The sequence below is a fragment of the Aestuariispira ectoiniformans genome (genome assembly GCF_025136295.1).
Taxonomy (GTDB): domain Bacteria; phylum Pseudomonadota; class Alphaproteobacteria; order UBA8366; family Aestuariispiraceae; genus Aestuariispira_A; species Aestuariispira_A ectoiniformans.
The window spans coordinates 2,821,746-2,841,036 of the sequence record NZ_CP062788.1; the positions used below are offsets into that span (position 1 = coordinate 2,821,746).

Below are 19,291 nucleotides of genomic sequence, written 5' to 3' on the forward strand. Positions count from 1 at the left end.
AACACAATGTGTCCAGGCTGATTTCTCCTGATTTTCGCGGGATGACCTAAATGCGGATAGCCTCCAGGCAAAAATTGAATGTTGTTAGTGAATTACAATGTTCAGTGCTAAAGTCACTACATGGGCGATTCTCTGGTAGAACAATTTGACCAAAAAAGAGGTCGGGAAACTTTCTGAATGGCACATAAAGCACATATCCTTGTAGCGGACGAAGATGCGGATATAGCGACGGATCTAGTAGAAATGCTTTCTCATGCGGGCTATCAGGCGCTTCCCATATCCGATCCCAAAACATTGATTGCGCTCGCCGCGAGCCGACATCCGGACGTGATATTGATCGGACGGTTTTCTTCACCGGGTCAGGTGGAAATCGCGGAAAAACTAAAGCAGGAAAATGGTACACAGCCGGTACCGATTCTGCTGTTCAATTCCGGCAAGGATAAAATTGCCCCCCAAACGCTGCTGTCCAGCAAGGTTGAAGACTTCATCGAGGGGCTCCCTTCTCCTGAACTGCTCTCTGTACGCCTTCCCCTCCTCGTTCGCCTTTCCTCACTTCAACGCGAAGTTCGCAGGCGCCTGAAAACAGCGAGGCGTTTTGGTGTCGAGGTGGAAACGTCTGTTTTCGATCGCTTTCTGGGAAAAAGGCAAAAGGTTCTTTTGGTCTCGCCGGAAGAAGAAGGCGACGGGAATATTGTTGATGCCCTGTCTCAGGCAAACATTGAAATTGATGTTGAAAGGGATATTTATCGCGCCAGCGAACGGTTGGCGGAGGAACGCTTTGAGGCATGCCTTATCTCGATCATGTCAGACAGCTATCGGGATGAAGCGCTCTATCTCTGTACACATATGCGGAATAATCCGCGCCTGTTCAATCTTCCCGTTTTGATCATCGGTGCCACGCCCGTCTTTCAGACATCCACAGACGCCTATGAAGCCGGTGCCACAATTGTTCTCGACGGAACCCCGACGAAAGAACAAATACTGGCCCACACCCAAATCCTCGTCAGCCGCCAACGCACCAAATGGTCCTTGCGCGACCCTCTGGCCGCAACGCTGACCGACAAAACATGTGACAGCCTGGAGGTCCTCTATTCCAAAGAGTTCTTTGAAACGCATTTGGAAAACATCATTGTGGACAACCGTAAACGAAATACGGAACTGACCATCGGTCTGTTTGCCGTGCGTAATGTTGCAGATATCAAACAGCGTTACGGGCAAGAAGCGGCAGAAATACTGATGCATCAGGTGGCCACCTGGATAATCGGCCTGCTGCGGGCAGAGGATGTGGTTGGCCGTGTCGGCGATCTGGAAATTGCCGTCGCACTTCCCGATACAACAGAAGAGGATGCCAAGCGTGTGGGGCACCGCATTGCGGCGGTCCTGCATCACTCCGATTTCCGGCTCACCGATGAAATCAGCGATGCGGTCCAGGTATGGGTGGAAATGGGTACCGTTTCTATCGTGCCCAGCGATAATGCGCGCACGGCCTTGGATCGCGCCCGCAGTGCACTAATGTAGCTTCAACAGTTCTACGTTAAAAGTCAGGTATCAGTTGAATGGAAATTGATGTTTTTTCCGACCCGATTTGCCCATGGTGCTTTATTGGAAAGCGGCGTTTATCCAAAGCTTTGGAGATGCGTCCCGACAATCAGGTTCGGGTAAAATGGCGCGCCTTTCAATTGAACCCCGAAATGCCGCATGAAGGAATGAACCGCGCTGCTTATTTGCAGGCAAAATTCGGCGGTGAGGACAATGCTGCCCGGGTTTACGACAATATTGCCGCTGTCGGAAAATCCGTTGGCATTGATTTTCGCTTTGACCTGATCCAGAGAACGCCAAACACATTGGATGCCCATCGGTTGATCCGCTATTTCCAAGCGACCAACCACCCCGACACAAATGCCTTTGTCACGCGCCTGTTCGAGGCCTATTTCCTGGAAGGCCTCGATATCGGTGATGTATCGACTCTCGTACAGCTGGCCGGGAGCTTTGATGTGACGAAGGCCGAAGTGTTGGATCTGTTGGCCAGCGACCAATTTCGACAGGAAGTTGTCGATGAAGATGTGTTGGCGCGGCGTATCGGCATCAACGGCGTACCTTGCTTTATTGTAGATGGCCAATACGCGCTGTCCGGCGCACAGGAGCCGGAAGCCTTCATGCCGCTTTTCGACCTCGCCGTAAGCGGCACAACAGCCTCTACCGCTCTTTCCTGATTTACTTTATGACGTTGCAGCGCCTGCGATCTGGGCCAGTTTAGCCATGAATTTGGTGACGCCGATCAGCCTTTTTTCATGATTTTCCCAAGGCCGCATAATCACCAGCTTCTGGTCAGGACGTAGCTTCAGCGTATTCAATTGCTGTTGCATAAAGCCGATCAGGCCAACCGGATTGGCGAAACCATCATTGCGGAAACTGACAACAGCGCCCTTGGGTCCGGCATCGACTTTCTCCACCCCTGCCCGCTTGCAGTATTGTTTAATCGCAACAACTTGAAGAAGATTTTTCACTTCCTGAGGCAACGGTCCAAAGCGGTCTGCAAGTTCAACAGCAAAGCTGTCGATCTCTTTCTTTGTATCGAGGGATGACAAGCGGCGATACAGGTTCAGGCGTACAGACAGGTCGGTTACATAGGGTTCCGGAATCAGCACAGCCGTCCCCAGATTGATTGTCGGTGACCAGGTTTCTTCCTGCTCTTCATGAATGTCGTCACGGGCCGCGGCAACCGCCTCTTCCAGCATACGCTGATAAAGCTCGACACCGACTTCCTTGATGTGGCCTGACTGTTCATCGCCCAGAAGATTACCGGCCCCGCGAATATCCAGGTCATGACTGGCAAGGGTGAAGCCGGCCCCCAGATTGTCCAGCGTCTGCATCACATCCAGCCGTTTCTTGGCAGCCTCGTTGATAATCTGGCCAGGTGGCAGGGTGAGATAACAATAGGCACGCGTCTTCGAACGTCCAATACGGCCGCGCAATTGATAGAGTTGTGCCAGGCCAAACATATCAGAGCGATGAATGATCATCGTATTGGCCGTCGGGATATCCAGACCACTTTCAACGATATTGGTGGACAGCAGCAGATCATATTTCCCGTCCACGAAGTCATTCATGATGTCTTCGAGTTCCGACGGCGCCATCTGGCCATGGGCCATTGCGATTTTGATTTCGGGAACAAGGTCATACAACTTGTCTCTCATGCGGCCCAGATCGGCAACACGCGGGCAGACGTAATAGACTTGCCCGCCCCTGTAATGCTCACGCATGATGGCCTCGCGCAGGACGACCGGGTCGTATGGCAGCACAAAGGTGCGAACCGCAAGGCGGTCCACGGGCGGCGTCGCAATGATGCTGAGCTCCCGGACACCTGTCAGCGCCATCTGCAGGGTCCTCGGAATCGGTGTCGCTGTCAGGGTCAGAACATGCACATTGCTCTTGAGAGCCTTGAGGCGTTCCTTCTGGGTTACGCCGAAATGCTGTTCCTCGTCGACAATCAGCAGGCCTAAATTGGCAAAACCGATATTCTTGCTCAACAGCGCATGCGTGCCGATAACGATATCCACCTGACCATCCGCCAACGCCTTTCGCGTAGCTGTTGCCTCTTTGCCCGATACCAACCGAGAAAGCTGCGCCACATTAATCGGCAGGCCGTTAAAGCGCTCTGCAAAGTTCTTATAGTGCTGGCGTGCCAGCAAAGTCGTCGGGACGACAACAGCAACCTGCATCCCGTTCATCGCGGCGATGAAGGCTGCACGCAGCGCGACTTCTGTCTTGCCAAAGCCTACATCACCGCAAACCAGCCGATCCATGGGCCTACCGGATGACAAGTCATTGGCGACATCCAGGATCGCCTTGGCCTGGTCATCCGTTTCGATATAGCGGAAGCGGGCGCAGAATTCGTCATAAGCGCCTTCGGTCGGCGAGACGGCCTCCCCCTTCCGCAAGGCGCGTTCCGCAGCTATTTTCAAGAGCTTATCAGCAATCTCTTTGACGCGTTCTTTGATTTTCGCCTTACGCGCCTGCCAGGCAACACCGCCGAGTTTATCTAGCTGGGCGGTCGATTCTTCAGAACCAAAACGGGACAGGGTTTCAATGTTTTCAACCGGCACATAGAGACGATCATCGTCCGCATAGAGAATACGCAGGCAGTCGTGAGGGGCCTGATCGACAGTCAGGGTTTCCAGCCCGTCGTAGCGCCCGATCCCATGATCCACATGCACCACCAGGTCGCCCAGTTCCAGCGCGGATATTTCGGAAATGAATTCTTCACCGCGGCGACGGCGCTTCTTCGGTGCACGGGCAAGCCTTTCACCCAGAATATCCTGCTCTGTGTAGACGACGAGGTTGTCCGTTTCAAAGCCCCGGTCAAGTTCCATGACGGCGAAAGCGTCCTGACCGGGTTTCAGTTTTTCCAGTTCTGACCAGTCACTGAGCGTCGGGAGTGCACCAAATCCCTTCTCCTGCATAAGGGTCTGCAACCGGTCTTTCGAACCTTCGGTATACGCAACGATCAGATGTCTCTGGTTATTGTGACCTTCCAACCGCTGTTTCAGCGCCTCAAAGACATTCTCGTCCTGCTTCTTGCGGGTTTCCGTAAAGTCGACGGCAGCCTTCGCCCCTGCATCGACGACAGGTATCTCGCCGATGTCATCAGGCAGTGCATAAGGGGTGAACTGCAACGCCGGGCGCATAGACAGCCGATTGCGCCATTCTTCTTCCGTCAGGAATAGCGTGTCCGGCGGGATGGGTTTGTAAACCGTACTCCCGTCTTCGATATTGCCTTTCCGGCGTTGGCTGATGTCCAGCGCTTGCTGGCGTGCCTGGAAATAGTCCTGCACGGCTTCGCATCGTGCATGGACGACATCGTCGATTTGGCCATCAAGAAACACCGGCGAATCCGGCAGATACTCGAAGACCGTATCCACCTGTTCATGGAAGAACGGCAGCCAATGTTCCATGCCGGGATAACGTCGCCCTTCGGAGACTGCCTCGTATAGAAGGTCATCTCGCGTTTCGGCGCCAAACAGGTCACGGTAGTTCTTCCGGAAACGGGCGATGCTGTCGTCATCAAGAATGACTTCGCTGACCGGTATGAGCGTGAGTTCCTCCGCTTCACCGATTGTCTTCTGGGAGACTGCATCAAAATAGCGGAGGCTTTCCAGTTCATCGCCAAACAGGTCTAGACGGACAGGATTGTCACTACCCGCCGGGAAAATGTCGATAATCCCACCTCGTACAGCATATTCACCATGCTCCCGCACGGTGCCCGACCGATGATAGCCATTTTGCTGCAGGTAATTGAAAAGCTTCTTCTCTTCGAGAGATTTTCCCTTGGCTATCAGGATAGACGCTTCGGCCAGACCGGATTTGGCCGGCATTCTTTGGAGCGCGGCGTTGGCGGTCACAACGACGATATCGAAGCGGTCCGGTTCTGCCGCCAACTGGCAGAGGGTCTTAAGCCTCTCTGCGATCACTTCAGGGTTGGGAGAAACGCGGTCATAAGGGAGGCAGTCCCACGCAGGCAACACGGCCACCCGGGCGTCAGGCGTCATGAATGAGAGCAATTGCTCTACTTGAGATGCATGCGAATCATCTCGTGCAATATAGATGCATGGCCTGTCAGTCTGCTGGGACGCCTGCGCCAAAAGCTGTACGTCATAACCGTCCGGGGCCGAGCTGATCTTGACCGCACCCGGTGCAAGAAGAAAACGTTTTAAGTCCATGACTTAGGCGTTTCCCTGGCGTTTTTCTGTGAAGGTAATCATGCACTGCAGCACCGGACCGTCTACCTCCTCAGGGATGCTGCGTTCCTTGCGCAACATGGCGTAGAATTCCTGGTCGGGAACCGACAGCAGTCCCTCAAATTCGTTCAGTTCGTCTTCCGTCATGTCTCCCAGAAACTGGTCTGCAAAATCGCCAACCAGAATATCCAGTTCCTTGATGCCACGATGGACAGCCCGGAATGCAAGCCGTTTCAAACGTTTTTCCCGATTGTCCATGTTTGCACTCCTGTTTCTCAATTGCAGTCACTTGTCACTTTAGGCATGAAGTAGACGACTGTGTGGGGTATATAAATTTTTCGGCTCAAGACCAAGACAAACCTGGAACAGGAATGCGTCCGGATAAACTTTTTCCATATTTTGCAGATGTTACGACGCTCCCCGGTGTCGGGACCAGAATTGGCGCATTGCTGGAAAAGCTGGCCGGGCGTCACGTCATTGACCTCCTGTGGCACCTGCCGCGGGAAATTGTCGACCGACGCTATCGGCCAACGGTCCGCATGGCGGAAAGCGGCCGTGTAGCAACACTGACCCTGCGTGTTGACAAACATCTTCCCTCCAGCGACCGCAGGCGCCCTCACCGTGTTATCTGCAGCGATGAAAGCGGCGAGATTACATTAATCTTTTTCAAGGGCGATAAAGGCTACCTCAATCGTGTTCTGCCTGAGGGTGAACAGCGTTTGGTCAGCGGCCGCATAGAATATTACAACAGCACCCCTCAGATGCCGCATCCGGACTTCATTGAACCATTATCAAATGAAGAGGCTATTCCGGCGGTTGAACCGGTTTATCCGCTGACTGCCGGCCTGAGCGCAAAAGTCGTCTTCAAGGCCGTCCATGGCGCATTGGAGAAACTCGTTCCTCTCGAGGAATGGCTGGACCCTGCCTATCTTACAAAACACGACTGGCCCTCCTGGCAGGATGCAGTCCGGATTGCCCATCATCCCGAAGGTCCTGACGATTTGCTGCCCACCAGCAAGGCGCGTCAACGTCTCGCCTATGATGAATTGCTCGCCAACCAATTGGCCCTGGCCCTTATGCGCGAGCGCATCAAGAAGCAGGCCGGAAGGCGTTTTCAGGGAAATGGCACCCTCCGCCAGAAAGTTATTCAACAACTTCCGTTTGACCTGACTGGTTCACAGAAGGAAGCGTTGAAGGAAATTTACGACGACATGGCGGCGGAACTGCGCATGCTCCGGTTGCTGCAGGGGGATGTCGGAAGCGGCAAGACCATCGTCGCCCTGCTTGCAATGCTGAATGCCGTTGAATGCGGTCAACAGGCCGCGTTGGTCGCACCGACGGAAATACTGGCGCGCCAGCATTACGATTCGATCCGTCCTCTGGCGCAGGCAGCGGGTATTCAGATTGCGGTGCTGACCGGACGAAACAAAGGAAAGGCCCGCAAACAAACCCTGGAAGACCTTGCGAGCGGCCAGACCAATATTCTGATCGGCACCCATGCGCTATTCCAGGATGATGTGATCTATCATGATCTGGGACTGGCCGTCATTGACGAGCAGCACCGCTTCGGCGTTCACCAGCGCCTGGCTATCAGCGCCAAGGGGAAAGGCGTTGATACATTGGTCATGACCGCAACACCCATCCCGCGAACCCTGACAATGACGGCTTATGGCGACCTGGATGTTTCTCGCCTTTATGACAAGCCACCGGGCCGCAAGCCGATCAAAACCGTCGTCATCAACAAGGATCGTATGGAAGAAGTAATCTCCGCCGTCGGCCGGAAGATCGCCGAAGGCAGCAAGGTTTACTGGGTCTGCCCCTTGGTTGAAGAATCCGAAAAGTCCGACTTTGCCGCCGCCGAAGAACGCTATGCGGACCTGTCCCGCCGCTTTGGCGAAACTCGCGTCGCCCTGGTGCACGGGCAGATGAAATCCACGGAGAAAGACGCGGCCATGACAGATTTTGTGGAAGGGTCAGCACAAATACTGGTGGCGACCACCGTCATCGAGGTGGGGGTTAATGTTCCCGAAGCAAGTGTCATGGTCATCGAGCATGCGGAGAACTTCGGATTGGCGCAACTACATCAGTTGCGCGGACGGATCGGACGCGGAAGCCTCGAATCCACTTGCATTCTGCTCCGTGCTCCACAGCTTTCGGAAACCGCGCGTGAACGCTTGAAAGTCATCTCCGAAACCGAAGACGGCTTTGTAATCGCAGAAAAGGATCTGGAGCTACGTGGCGCGGGCGAGGTTCTGGGAACCCGGCAAAGCGGCCTTCCTGATATGCGTCTGGCCGATATCGCCCATCATGGCGAACTCATGAAGGCCGCCTATGATGACGCGCGTCTGGTGATCAATCGCGATCCACAGCTCGAAAGTGAACGGGGAAAGAACCTGCGCGTGCTGCTGTATCTCTTTGAACGTGATGCGGCCGTCGCCAATCTGCGATCGGGATAACTATTCGGGTTTATCCAGTTCCATTTGGGCCCGCAGCTTCTCCGCAAGGTCGCTGTTCTGGACTTTTCCATTATCGCCAGCTTTGTCCTCAGGGGTAACGATCCCCATGGAAATCAGCATCTTGATCGCTTCTTCCACCGGCATGTCCAATACAATCATGTCCTTACGCGGCACAAAAAGCAGAAAACCGGACGTCGGGTTCGGCGTGGTCGGGACATAGACATTGACCATATCCCCTTCCAACTGACGCTTCACCTCCCCTTCCGTATTGCCTGTGACAAAGGCAAAGGCCCATACACCGCGCCGGGGGTATTCAACCAGGACGGCCTGACGGAAGGCTTCCGACTGCTGCTTTAGGATTGTTTCGAGGATCTGTTTACTGCCGGAATAGACGCTGCGCACGATTGGCATGCGTTGCAGGATGGATTCCCCTACCCTGATCAGGAAACGCCCGACAAGTCCTGCGGTGAAGGCACCAATTAGGGTGATGACAACAACAAGAACCAACACGCCAAGTCCGGGCAAACCGATTTCTACGCCCAGGACCTCGCGAATATAGGTATCCGGGTTCAAATGACCCGGGATTAACGGAACGATCTGACTGTCTACAAGATCGATGAACCACATGGCCACAGCGACGGTAATGGCAATCGGCGCCGTTACCAGCACACCAGCCAGAAAATACCCGCGCAAGCGGGCGAAAATACCGATTCCTTGTCCGTGGCCGTCTTTTTCTGCGGTCATGCTAACCTTGCTGCCTTCTTGTCTAAACATACTGGGCCCGCCTCTATATAAGGCATGGCCGTGTCACCTGAAAGTCCCAGATGACGTTATCTTTCTGTTTCCCAATAAATCTTTCTTTGCCGGGGGACACTATTTATTGTTTAAAATGCCGACTAATTCAAAAAATGGTTGGGGAAATCATGACAGCAGCACCAGAACACAGCCTTGCTGGCATCCATTTGTTGCAGGGAGTGGATCGAGATACTGTAAGCGCGTTTGAAGAGCGGTGCGGCTGGCGAACCTATACCGCCAATGAGCAGATCATCGACCGGCAAAGCGATTCCAGGGATGTGTTTTTTGTCACGCGCGGAAAGGCACGGGTCGTCAATTATTCCATGTCGGGTCGTGAAATTGCCTTCGATGACATTGCTGCCGGCGCCTTCTTTGGCGAACTGGCAGCCCTGGATGGCCAACCCCGATCAGCCAATGTCGTCACCCTGGAACCTACGACAGTAGCAACATTGTCCGACGTCGCCTTTCAGGAGTTGCTTTGCGACCATCCCGAAGTTGCCTTGGTTTTGATGCGACGGATGGCGCGCATTATCCGGACGTCCGTCGACCGCATAATGGACCTCAGTACTTTGGGGGCAAATAACCGGGTTCAGGCGGAAATTTTGCGCCTCGCACGCCGGGAAAGCGGCGATGAAGGGAATTCAGCAACTATCAATCCGGTCCCTGTGCATAACGACCTGGCAAGCCGGGTCAGCACCACGCGTGAGACCGTCGCCCGCGTCTTCGGAGACCTCACCAAGAAGGGAATCCTGGAGCGTAAAGGCAATAAACTCATAGTTACGGATGTAGGCCGATTACAAGGTATGGTAGAGCAGTTTCGCGGCGACTGACACGACGTTTAAAGCCACCTAACACACGGAAATCTTAGCATTTTTGCGGGTTTCGCGATCCCTCTAAGATCACCGGATATAAAACTGCATTTTTTTTGAAAAATAGGATTGACCAGGCGGCTCTTCATCCCTATGTTCCGCCGCAGCCGAGGGGGACACACCCAAGGCGGACCCCACGAGGGGCGCGTAGCTCAGTTGGTAGAGCATCTGACTTTTAATCAGACGGTCACAGGTTCGAATCCTGTCGCGCTCACCATTTTAAGTCCTGATTACAGTGACTTGCAGGAACCCCTGATCATAACGATCAGGGGTTTTTCGCATCCGAGGTACCTGTCAGGTACAAAACGATCGGGCGTCAATTTAAATATGGAGAATTGGCGTTGAATGGACGTTTGATGCAAAAGTCAGTCAGCATTGTCATACAAAGCGTTGCCTGTCTCGACAGGCCATCCTACTCCAGAATCAAACGATGAATTGAAACCACTCGGGCAAAGCAGCTGTAGGGCGATTATACAGATTCGTCACGTAGCACAGAAACCCAAGAGCGACCCGGCGATCCCGTGACTAAAGCTGAAACGGTCCAATGACCTTCTCTCGGAATTTGGGCCATTTCCTCGGTTAGGAGGATAGTGTTTATAATGCGACAAGCCTTCTCAGGTTAGCAAAAGGAGTCAGATCGGCCGGCGACTGGGATCCCGTTATGGAGCCCTTCTCATTCATTGACGACCGGAAAGTCTTCCATAAGGCTTTTGAAGCTCTCCTTCGGGTCAATGGTTGCGGGGGCCTGCAGCCATCTTTACCGAACAACATCATATACCTCGTATAAGTGTAGAAAGTCGAACGGTAGGCAATTCACTCAGGGGTCTAGAAGCTCTGCACCATCATAAACTTGGCCAGTGACGTTGTGGCGGGAGCACCAACCGGCGGGTTGCTTCGATAACGCAGGTCATAGGACAACCTGGCGGACAGGTTGCTCACGATTTTCATATCGAGAACGGACAGATTGCTCGCCTCCTGCTCGTTGTCGATTTCTGCGTTGCCGTCAGTCACAATATCCACTTCGCCCTTGGCCAGGTACAGGCTTGTTTCATTGGTAAAACTCGCACTGTCCGAGATATTCCACTCCAACCCCATCGCCACACGCGCCAGGATTTCATCATTCACATCTTGTGTGGCGGTCACCTTGCTATGTCGAACAGACGGGCCGCCCTCAACATTCAATTTGAAAACCGGTGTATCAAAAACCTTATAGCCCAGACCACCGCCTTCCGTGACCTGATAGTCAAATCCGCTGAACCGATCATTCTCATATTCTCCCAGCCCAAACAGGTAGATGCTGTCGGAAAGCTGGCGTTGCGTCTTCGCATCCAACACCAGCCGATGGGTGTCGGTAACACCATTGGTCCTGCCATAATCAAGACTTCCCGATAGGCGGTGTTCCCACAAATCACCTGCATATTTGACTTTAGCACTAACTGTTACCGTCGAGGCATTTGTGGCCGCCTGACGGTAACTGCCGCCAACGGCCACCTCTCCAGACCAGTATTGCGGTTCTGCTTCTGCAATTTCGTCCTGAACCCCCGGATGGTCGCCACTTTCCTCCTGCACGACTTCGTCTGCCACCGCTGTAATGCGATCAGCAAGATCAGGAAATGTCTCCCGCGCAGCTTTTAATACGATGTCAACATGCGCAGGCGCCAATTTGTAGAGATCCCGGATGATCTCTGTCGTATCATCTGATTTCCGAGCAATGGCAGCGATAACGATAGCCTGAACAGCAACCATGTCACGACGCCTAACAGCGTCCAACAACGCCGTCTCCTCCGCAGCCGCCAGTCCAGCCTCCGTATCACCGGCACGAACGCGCCCTGCGCCCAATAGCATTCCCAGACAAACAAGCATTATAAAACCAGACAGGCGACAGCACCTGTATGCGCTGCCCTCACCTATATTCATGACGTCACTCTCAATCGCGTTTAGGTCATTCACTCCTCTCTCAACGCACGCTCAAACACCTGCCCGACAGGTGTCAGGATATAGTCCAGCAATGTGCGCTTTCCGGTCACGACCATGACATCAGCCGGCATCCCCGGATAAAGGGACAGGTCACCAGCCGCAGCCAATGACTCCGGATCAAGTGTGATCCTGGCCGTGTAATAGGATGCAGGCTCCGAAGACGTATCTCGACGTCTTTCCTCTCCTCCGACACCGGGGGATTGCTCCCCCTGGACGCGGTCAGCCGAAACATAGAAAACCTCGCCGTCAATTGGCGGTGTCGTCCGGCGGTCATAAGCACTCAGCCTCACTTCAGCCGGAAGCCCCGGATGAACAGAATCGATATCCTGCGGTTTTATGCGGGTTTCCACGATCAGTTTGTCACTTTCCGGCACAATCTCCATCAGAGTTTGCCCTGGAGAGATTACAGCCCCTTCCGTGTGGACCTGAAGACCGACGACCACGCCCGGCGCCGGTGCGCGGATATCCACCCTTGTCAGGACATCTTCCGTTGCGAGCATCTTTTCCTTGGTTTCAGCAACCAGTTGCTGTGCCTTGCGCAAGGATGTCGACACCTCTTCCATACGCTCGTTCCGAATGCCCTCAATCTGCATCTTTGTCTCGCCGATTTTCTGCCCGGCACGAGCGATTCCAGCTTTGGCACTTCCCTTTTTCCCGCGGATTGCGGCCTGTCTTCTCTGCAGTTCCCGTAGCCGCCTTTTGGGGACAAGCCCTTTGGCATATAGTTTTTCCAATCCCGCAACCTCATCCGAGATCAGCTCGGACTGATTGTCGTAGGATTTGATCTCCGCCTTCAGACCACTGATTTCTTCATTAAGCTGTTTGATCTTTTGCTCAAGAACGGAAATGGAGCCTTTCATCGAAACCTGGCGCGCCTCAAAAATCCCGCGTTGTTCCTCAACAACGCGTTGCAAAGGCGCCTGATCCAACTCCGCCCTCACATTAGGTGGCAACTCAAACTTGTCCTTGCCATCACGCTCCGCCTTCAGACGCAGCATTTCGGCCAATGCGGCGAAATAGCGCTCTCGGACCAGATTCAGGCTGGCTTTGGATCTCGTATCATCCAGCCGGATCAGCAGATCCCCCGCCTTCACCTCACTGCCATTCTCAACTGCTATTTTTCTGACAATGCCACCTTCCAAATGCTGGATGGCTTTGCGATATCCGTATACGGAGACATGACCGCGAGAGACGGCTGCGCTGGACAAGGGGGCAAGCGCCGACCATAGAAAGAATCCAACGACGCCAACCAGAATGATAGCCCCTCCCGCAAGTAACGTGCGACGGGCGGATTTGGTCGGGGTAGGGTCAACCGTTTTGAAATTATATGTAACCAAAGACATCAATCGGCCCCCGTCTGAACAGCCCGTCCCGCCGTAGAAATGGCGTTGTCTGTCGGCTTCATACCGGCTTGTGCCGCATTTGCATCTTCCCGCGGCCTCAGGATTTCATCCCGCGACCCAAGGAGGTCGACACGACCGCCGCGCAACTTCAGGATCCAATCCACATGCTGTAGAACATTGATCCGATGGGTCACAACGATGGTTGTAATTCCCTGCTGCCCCAGCTTGTCGAGCATCGCGAGAAGAATGGTTTCGCCGTCCCGGTCAAGATTGGCGTTCGGTTCGTCCAGGATCAGCAGTCTCGGCATTCTGAATACAGCCCGCGCCAAGCCTATCAACTGGCGCTGCCCCCCGGACAAAAGCGATGAATTATTCGATATTTCCGTGTCATAGCCATTTGGCAGCCGAAGAACCACGTCGTGAACGCCCGCAAACTGAGCCGCAGCAATGACTTCGTCGTCATCGGCATGAGACATTCGGGCGATATTGTCACGCACGGTTCCTCTAAACAGGCCGACATTCTGAGGCAGATAACCGATATGCGGCCCTAACGCCTGTCGTGGAATCTCACTGATGTCCGCCCCATCCAGACGGACCTCTCCCGCGGTTACCGGCTGCAGACCAACCATAATTTTTGCCAATGTGGATTTGCCTGACCCCGACGGCCCGACAATGCCCAGCCTTTCTCCCGCGACCATGGAAAAATGAACGTCGTCAATTACAGGCCTGATCGCATTAGGCAGAGCCATACTGACGTGATTAAGCTCCAAAGCCCCCTGGGGAGGCGGCAGTGTCGTTTTCTCCTCTTCTCCATTCCATTGCTTCAATCGCCGGCTGAGCGCCTTATAGGCAGCACGCGCCGTCACGACACGTTGCCAGGTTCCCGTCATTCGATCGACTGGCGACAATGCACGGGACAACATCGTCGATGCGGCGATAACGGCACCGATCGACACTTCGTTGATTGTCGTCAGATACGCCGCCGTGCCGAGAATACCAACCTGCAGGCACATTCGAAGCGTTCGACTGACCATGAGCAAAGTGGCGCCTCGTTTGTTCGCCTGCCCCTGCGACGTCAAACAACGCTCATTGGCATCCTGCCAACGCCACAGCAAATCCGGCAGCATGCCCATCGCCTGGACAACTTCTGCGTTGCGCAAGTTGGCTTCCGACTGTTCCAAAGCATCAGCACGGTGCTTGTTGGCATCGTTGATTACATTACGTGTTGCCAATTCGCTTACGACGACAACCGCAATGAGGCAGATTGCGCCGCAAACGGCGACGAATCCCAACAAGGGGTGCAACAACCAAATTACGGCCAAAAATATAGGAAGCCACGGTACATCGAACAGGTTGAAGACAGCGGCTCCGGTCAAAAACCCTCGCAGCGTGTTAAGATTGCGCAACTCATGGGCCGTCGTCCCGGCCCCGGTTGAAGCCTTTTCAACTTCGCATGCAATAATGCGAGGCCCAAGAACGCGATCCACCCAAAAGGCAACATGCTGCAATGCACGAGAACGGATGAATTCCAGGCCACCGACAACCATAAGCGCACCAAATGCGATGACAGTAAGAACCAGAAGGGTTTCATGACTACCGCTGGTCAATACGCGATCGAATAATTGCCAGGAATATAACGGCACTGCCAACTGCAGTAAGTTAATAACAAAGCTAAAAACCGCAATTCCCACCAAAACATTGCTGCATGATTTCAAAATCTTTCCCATGGGAGAGGCCATCCACCATTCCTTTACAACAAAAGCCGGTTAAGCGTTACAAACAGGGAAACGCACCATAGGGCGGAGGAGAACCGATAAATCGGCCCTCCTCCAACCCCATGGGCTGCAGGCAAGTTTTGCTTAAGCGATCGAGAAGTCGCTCTCGCTCAGGTCGTCTGTCGAAACACCAGAAATGGTGATGCTGTTGTCTTCACCCAGATCGATTGTGGCAAAACCATCGTCGTTGTCGGAGACAAGAGCCATGACGTCTTCTGCATCGGCCAGGTCACTGCCGTTGATCCCTGCGCTGATAGTAATCTGATCACTACCGATAGAGAAATCTTCGATCACGTCGGAGCCGCTGCCGTCACCAAACAGGAAGGTGTCGTCACCCTGACCGCCGTACAACTGATCGTCACCGGCGCCACCTGCAATGAGGTCGTTGCCCTGACCACCCAGGATCACGTCATTGCCGTCGTCGCCAAACAGAACGTCGCGGCCCTGACCACCAAGCATGACATCGTCATCGTCACCACCGAACAGAACATCACTGCCCTGGTCACCGATCATAATATCGCTGCCACCATTACCGAAGGAAACGTCATCACCTTGTCCGGACAACATGATGTCAGCATCGTCAGAACCGAATGTCAGATCATCCTGCTGGGAACCAAGCTCGAGGGACGCCCAGGTTGCGCCGGATTCGTCGCCCTCGCCATCAGTATCTTCCACCGGAGCTTCATCTTCGCCGGAAGCGTCTTCTGCCGGGGCTTCGTCTTCACCGGAAGCATCTTCTGCCGGGGCTTCGTCTTCACCGGAAGCGTCTTCTGCCGTCACGTCATCATCGCTATTGGCAGCAACATCAGTTACTTCGTCTGCATCAGCCTCAGCGGCCACGACAACGTCGCCGTCGGTTTCAGCAGTGCCTTCTTCGTCCACTACAGAGTCTTCTTCAACTGCAGCTTCTGCAGCGCCGGACGTTGCCGCCAGTTCTTCATCCGTCAGGTTTTCTCCGTCAACACTGTCTTCGTGAAGAAGGATCGTGGCATTGTCTGTTTCGATTGTTTTGGATGCCTGCTCTGCGGCCGGGGGCGTGTTCCCTTCAGAAACAGCATCAACAACCGGCTCTACATTGACATTGTCTTGTTCCATAACAGTCTAACTCCTCTGTCTTTAGAGACATGTTTCAGGCTGAATTGCCAAAACGTGAGCGAAGAGTGTGGTGCCTGATGTCTACCCCAGGGCCCTCTTGCCACGTCACCCCAAAAGACGACGCAACACAGAAAGCATTCCAAAATGAATTGTGGAAATCTTGTGGCGGAAAACATTTCAAACATCTGAAAATAAACAAAAAACAACCGACAGCCCTTACCGGCTACAATCTCGGCAAAGGCATATCGGATTAGGATTTTCAAATAGCCGCAGCCCCAAATGAGGCTGATTATACATTATGCAGCGCGCAAACCTTCGCCACGCCTGCCAAGGATCGCACGTACCAGATTTTTACCCTGTTCGACCGCAGGTTGGTCATAGGGGTTAACATTGAGGAGGCCCGCCGCGAGGACCGTTTCCAACATGAAATGCATCATCACAGCGCCGGTAGAGAGCTCATCCATTGCATTCAACCGGATTGTTCGAACGGGCCTGCCATTTCCCGCAAGCGTTTCCGTGGTGGCAAAGCACATCGCCTCCTTCAACTCGTCCATACGGGTATTCGCCAGATAGGCTAGCTGTGGATCCCACTCGAGATCCGGCAGAGCGCTGTAGGAACTGAGGCTGTCGGGCCCAGCCAGAACTGTAAAAAACTTGTCCGGCGGGCCATCCAGCCAAAGTTGCAACTGGCTATGCTGATCTACCGGACCAACGGCACAGTAGGGCGTGGTACCTTCCCCATCTTTCCCCAGGCTCTCAGCCCATAATTGCCTATACCAGTCCGTCATTGCCATTAACCTGTCCGAATAGGTCAACATGACCGAAAGCTGCATTCTCCGGCGTTTAGCCATGGCAACGGAAACAGCGGCGCCAATCGCGGCATCAACCTCGAAAGAGTCCTTGGCGGACAGGATGGCATTGACCATTTCTGCCGCACCAGCCCTTAGTGCCCGGGCGTCAAGACCGGCGATCATTGCAGGAAGCAGGCCGACGACACTCAGCACCGAATAGCGCCCGCCAAGGTTGGGATCATGATCCAGAACAGGCATATCATATCGCAAAGCCAGTCGTTTAACGGGACTGTCCATCGGTTGCGTAATGACAGTAATCGCGTGTGGCAACCAGGAGTCATCAAGCTCCCGCCGGATCGCATCGATTACAGTGGCGAATTGAATAAGTGTCTCTGCCGTTGTGCCCGACTTGGAAATCACAATGAATCCAGTCCGCCGCAAATTCAGCGACCCAAGTAATTTCGAAAAAGTAAAGGGGTCGATCGTCGAGACAATATGCAGACGGGGGTTCTTACGATCATCACCATATCCGGTATGTACCAGATTATGTAAAGCCTGAGCCCCGAGGCTGGAGCCACCGGTGCCCAAAACGACAACATCCCTGAAAGCCGCGCGATACCGACCCGCGCATTCGGCAAATACAGCCAAATCATCCTTGCGTTCCGGCACATGCAACCAGGGTAAGCGGTGATGGGAATAGTTTTTTTTCAACCGGTCCAGTCCCTGATCCAACTGGCTCAGGTAATATGCAAGATCTTCATCCGCCACACCGAATTCAACACGGTCACGCAAGCAATATGTTATGTCTTGTGTGTAGTACATTGTATACCGACTCCGCGTCCTAACTTTCTCTTGGGCCTGGTTTCCTGTGTCACACGGTTTTTTCAGACGGGTTCCATCGATAGAGCCAGGTTTCCGTCAAGGGGCGCCCGTCGATTTCCAGAAAAGCGTGCATTTCCACGTCGTCATCACCGTCAGGCAAACAGTCGAAATTCATCCGCCAGCCCCCGGTTTCCAGGTTTTGTCGTACAGCCAAAGCCGAAATCTTGCCCGAGGTGACAGAGACCTGCGGCTGTATTGATGCGTCCTTCGACAACATGGGTAGACTGCCGCCCTGAAAATCCACAACAAATTTACGTCCTGGATTCTCTGCTTTTTGCCCGGGGACGCCGCCAATACCCGTTCTGGTCGCAACAACAGATGCCAGATGTGCCAGTTCTACCGGTTGACCCGCCCCAAAATGCAACGCGTAGCGAAACCGCTGTTTTTGTCCGGGCTTGAGACCCTCCTTCGGGCGCCAATAAGCAGCAAGGTTGTCTTCGGTTTCATCTCCGGCGGGCAATTCAACAAGCACGACATCGCCGTCTCCCCAATCTTCACTGGGTTCAACCCACAGATTAGGACGTCGGTCGTAATAGACGCCGTCGTCCTGATAATGGTCGAATTGGCGATCGCGCTGACACAAACCAAACCCCGCCGGTTTTCGATCCCCGAAGAAACTAGCTCTAGGCGACGAAGGATTTTCGACAGGACGCCACACGTGCTCGCCGTTTCCCTTCACCATGTATAATCCATCAGAATCGTGGACTTCCGGCCGGAAATCATTCCGAGCGCGATAGTCATTCTCTCCATAGAAATACATGGACGTAATTGGCGCGATTCCCAGTTCTTCAACTTCCTTGCGTGCGAAGATTGTTGCGTCAACATCAATACTTGTCGTGCCACCGGGACGGATCGTAAACCGATAGGTACCCGTCACCGACGGGCTGTCCAATAAGGCATGAACAATCAGGCTATGCTCTTCTATTCCCGGTTTTTCCAACCAAAATGTAGTGAAACGTGGGAATTCCTCTTTCCCGAACAGGCTGGTATTGACCGCCAGCCCGCGGGCGGACAATCCGTATTGCTTGCTGCCGCCCACTGCACGGAAATAGCTCGCCCCGAGAAAGGCAATAAAGTCTCGTTCCCAATCTGCAGCATAATAGGCCCGGAAACCGGCAAACCCGTTTTCCAGTTGATCAGACGCTGCGCGGATATCTTCCGCACCATAGCGAAACAGGTCAGGGCTATAATCGATCCGCCTGGCCACGCCGTTGTCCACAACATGGAGTTCAACTGGTTTGCGAAAGCCACGCCCCAAATGGAACATATCAATCCGGAACTCGGTCCCAGCCTGCGCCCACAGGAAACCCTTTTTCCTGGGTCGAATTGCCTGATAGGAATCATAGTCCATATCGGTCAAGTCTTCAGGAAGATCTGGGCCGCTGTCGCTATAGGGCCTTGCCGCCAGTGCCTGTGCCAACCGCACGGGAAGCATGTCATCAAATGTATAGTGCGTTTCTGTGGGACCGCCCGCAGCAAAAGCACACCCGGCCGGCAGAAGTGAAAGACTTCCACCCGCCAGCATTGCTTGCAAAAACAATCGACGGCTAGGTAAATCATACATGATTGT

The 19,291-nt window shown here is 53.8% G+C and carries 13 protein-coding genes and 1 tRNA gene; 5 read left to right on the top strand and 9 right to left on the bottom strand.

What is annotated here, in order from left to right; translation table 11 throughout:
* The first annotated feature begins 177 nt into the window (after nucleotides 1–177).
* Together IF205_RS13180 and IF205_RS13185 are read left to right on the top strand one after the other, a co-directional pair.
* Nucleotides 178–1,518 carry a diguanylate cyclase domain-containing protein gene (locus IF205_RS13180; RefSeq protein ID WP_259779824.1) on the top strand — a complete coding sequence of 447 codons (1,341 nt, stop codon included), beginning with the start codon at nucleotides 178–180 and terminating at the stop codon, nucleotides 1,516–1,518.
* A gap of 38 nt (nucleotides 1,519–1,556) precedes the next feature.
* The gene (locus IF205_RS13185) at nucleotides 1,557–2,213 is read left to right on the top strand and encodes a DsbA family oxidoreductase (protein ID WP_259779825.1); all 657 of its coding nucleotides are present in this window, start codon (nucleotides 1,557–1,559) and stop codon (nucleotides 2,211–2,213) included.
* A gap of 6 nt (nucleotides 2,214–2,219) precedes the next feature.
* Here the strand turns inward: IF205_RS13185 and mfd are convergent, their stop codons facing one another.
* Both mfd and IF205_RS13195 read right to left on the bottom strand, forming a co-directional pair.
* Entirely contained in the window at nucleotides 2,220–5,720 is a 3,501-nt protein-coding gene (mfd, locus tag IF205_RS13190) for a transcription-repair coupling factor (protein ID WP_259779826.1), read from the bottom strand.
* Nucleotides 5,721–5,723: 3 nt separating this feature from the next.
* Nucleotides 5,724–5,996 carry a succinate dehydrogenase assembly factor 2 gene (locus tag IF205_RS13195; RefSeq protein ID WP_259779827.1) on the bottom strand — a complete coding sequence of 91 codons (273 nt, stop codon included), beginning with the start codon at nucleotides 5,994–5,996 and terminating at the stop codon, nucleotides 5,724–5,726.
* Between the two features lie 113 nt (nucleotides 5,997–6,109).
* On the opposite strand from IF205_RS13195, the gene recG reads away from it, so the two are divergent.
* On the top strand, nucleotides 6,110–8,194 hold the full coding sequence (gene recG / locus IF205_RS13200; protein WP_259779828.1) for an ATP-dependent DNA helicase RecG: 2,085 nt from the start codon (nucleotides 6,110–6,112) through the stop codon (nucleotides 8,192–8,194).
* Here the strand turns inward: recG and IF205_RS13205 are convergent, their stop codons facing one another.
* The gene (locus tag IF205_RS13205; RefSeq protein WP_259779829.1) at nucleotides 8,195–8,968 is read right to left on the bottom strand and encodes a DUF502 domain-containing protein; all 774 of its coding nucleotides are present in this window, start codon (nucleotides 8,966–8,968) and stop codon (nucleotides 8,195–8,197) included. It abuts the gene before it with no gap.
* 149 nt (nucleotides 8,969–9,117) lie between these two features.
* On the opposite strand from IF205_RS13205, the gene IF205_RS13210 reads away from it, so the two are divergent.
* Nucleotides 9,118–9,819: a Crp/Fnr family transcriptional regulator gene (locus IF205_RS13210; protein ID WP_259779830.1), complete on the top strand. Its 702-nt coding sequence runs from the start codon at nucleotides 9,118–9,120 to the stop codon at nucleotides 9,817–9,819.
* A 180-nt stretch (nucleotides 9,820–9,999) separates the two neighbouring features.
* Nucleotides 10,000–10,075 (top strand) — tRNA-Lys (locus IF205_RS13215).
* A gap of 608 nt (nucleotides 10,076–10,683) precedes the next feature.
* Here IF205_RS13215 and IF205_RS13220 read toward each other — a convergent pair.
* From IF205_RS13220 to IF205_RS13245, 6 genes are all read right to left on the bottom strand, one after another.
* Nucleotides 10,684–11,604: a DUF481 domain-containing protein gene (locus IF205_RS13220; protein WP_259779831.1), complete on the bottom strand. Its 921-nt coding sequence runs from the start codon at nucleotides 11,602–11,604 to the stop codon at nucleotides 10,684–10,686.
* 200 nt (nucleotides 11,605–11,804) lie between these two features.
* Nucleotides 11,805–13,178, bottom strand: coding sequence for an HlyD family type I secretion periplasmic adaptor subunit (locus IF205_RS13225; protein WP_259779832.1), 1,374 nt, complete (start codon nucleotides 13,176–13,178; stop codon nucleotides 11,805–11,807).
* The gene (locus IF205_RS13230) at nucleotides 13,178–14,917 is read right to left on the bottom strand and encodes a type I secretion system permease/ATPase (protein ID WP_311195693.1); all 1,740 of its coding nucleotides are present in this window, start codon (nucleotides 14,915–14,917) and stop codon (nucleotides 13,178–13,180) included. The genes IF205_RS13225 and IF205_RS13230 overlap by 1 nt, the downstream gene beginning before the upstream one ends.
* Before the next feature lie 120 nt (nucleotides 14,918–15,037).
* Nucleotides 15,038–16,048: a calcium-binding protein gene (locus IF205_RS13235; protein ID WP_259779834.1), complete on the bottom strand. Its 1,011-nt coding sequence runs from the start codon at nucleotides 16,046–16,048 to the stop codon at nucleotides 15,038–15,040.
* Between the two features lie 296 nt (nucleotides 16,049–16,344).
* Complete coding sequence (locus IF205_RS13240) at nucleotides 16,345–17,661, bottom strand: phosphoglucose isomerase-related protein (RefSeq protein ID WP_259779835.1); 1,317 nt, start codon at nucleotides 17,659–17,661, stop codon at nucleotides 16,345–16,347.
* A gap of 49 nt (nucleotides 17,662–17,710) precedes the next feature.
* Nucleotides 17,711–19,285, bottom strand: a complete 1,575-nt coding sequence (locus IF205_RS13245) for an OpgD/OpgG family glucan biosynthesis protein (RefSeq protein ID WP_259779836.1) — start codon at nucleotides 19,283–19,285, stop codon at nucleotides 17,711–17,713.
* Nucleotides 19,286–19,291 lie beyond the last annotated feature (6 nt).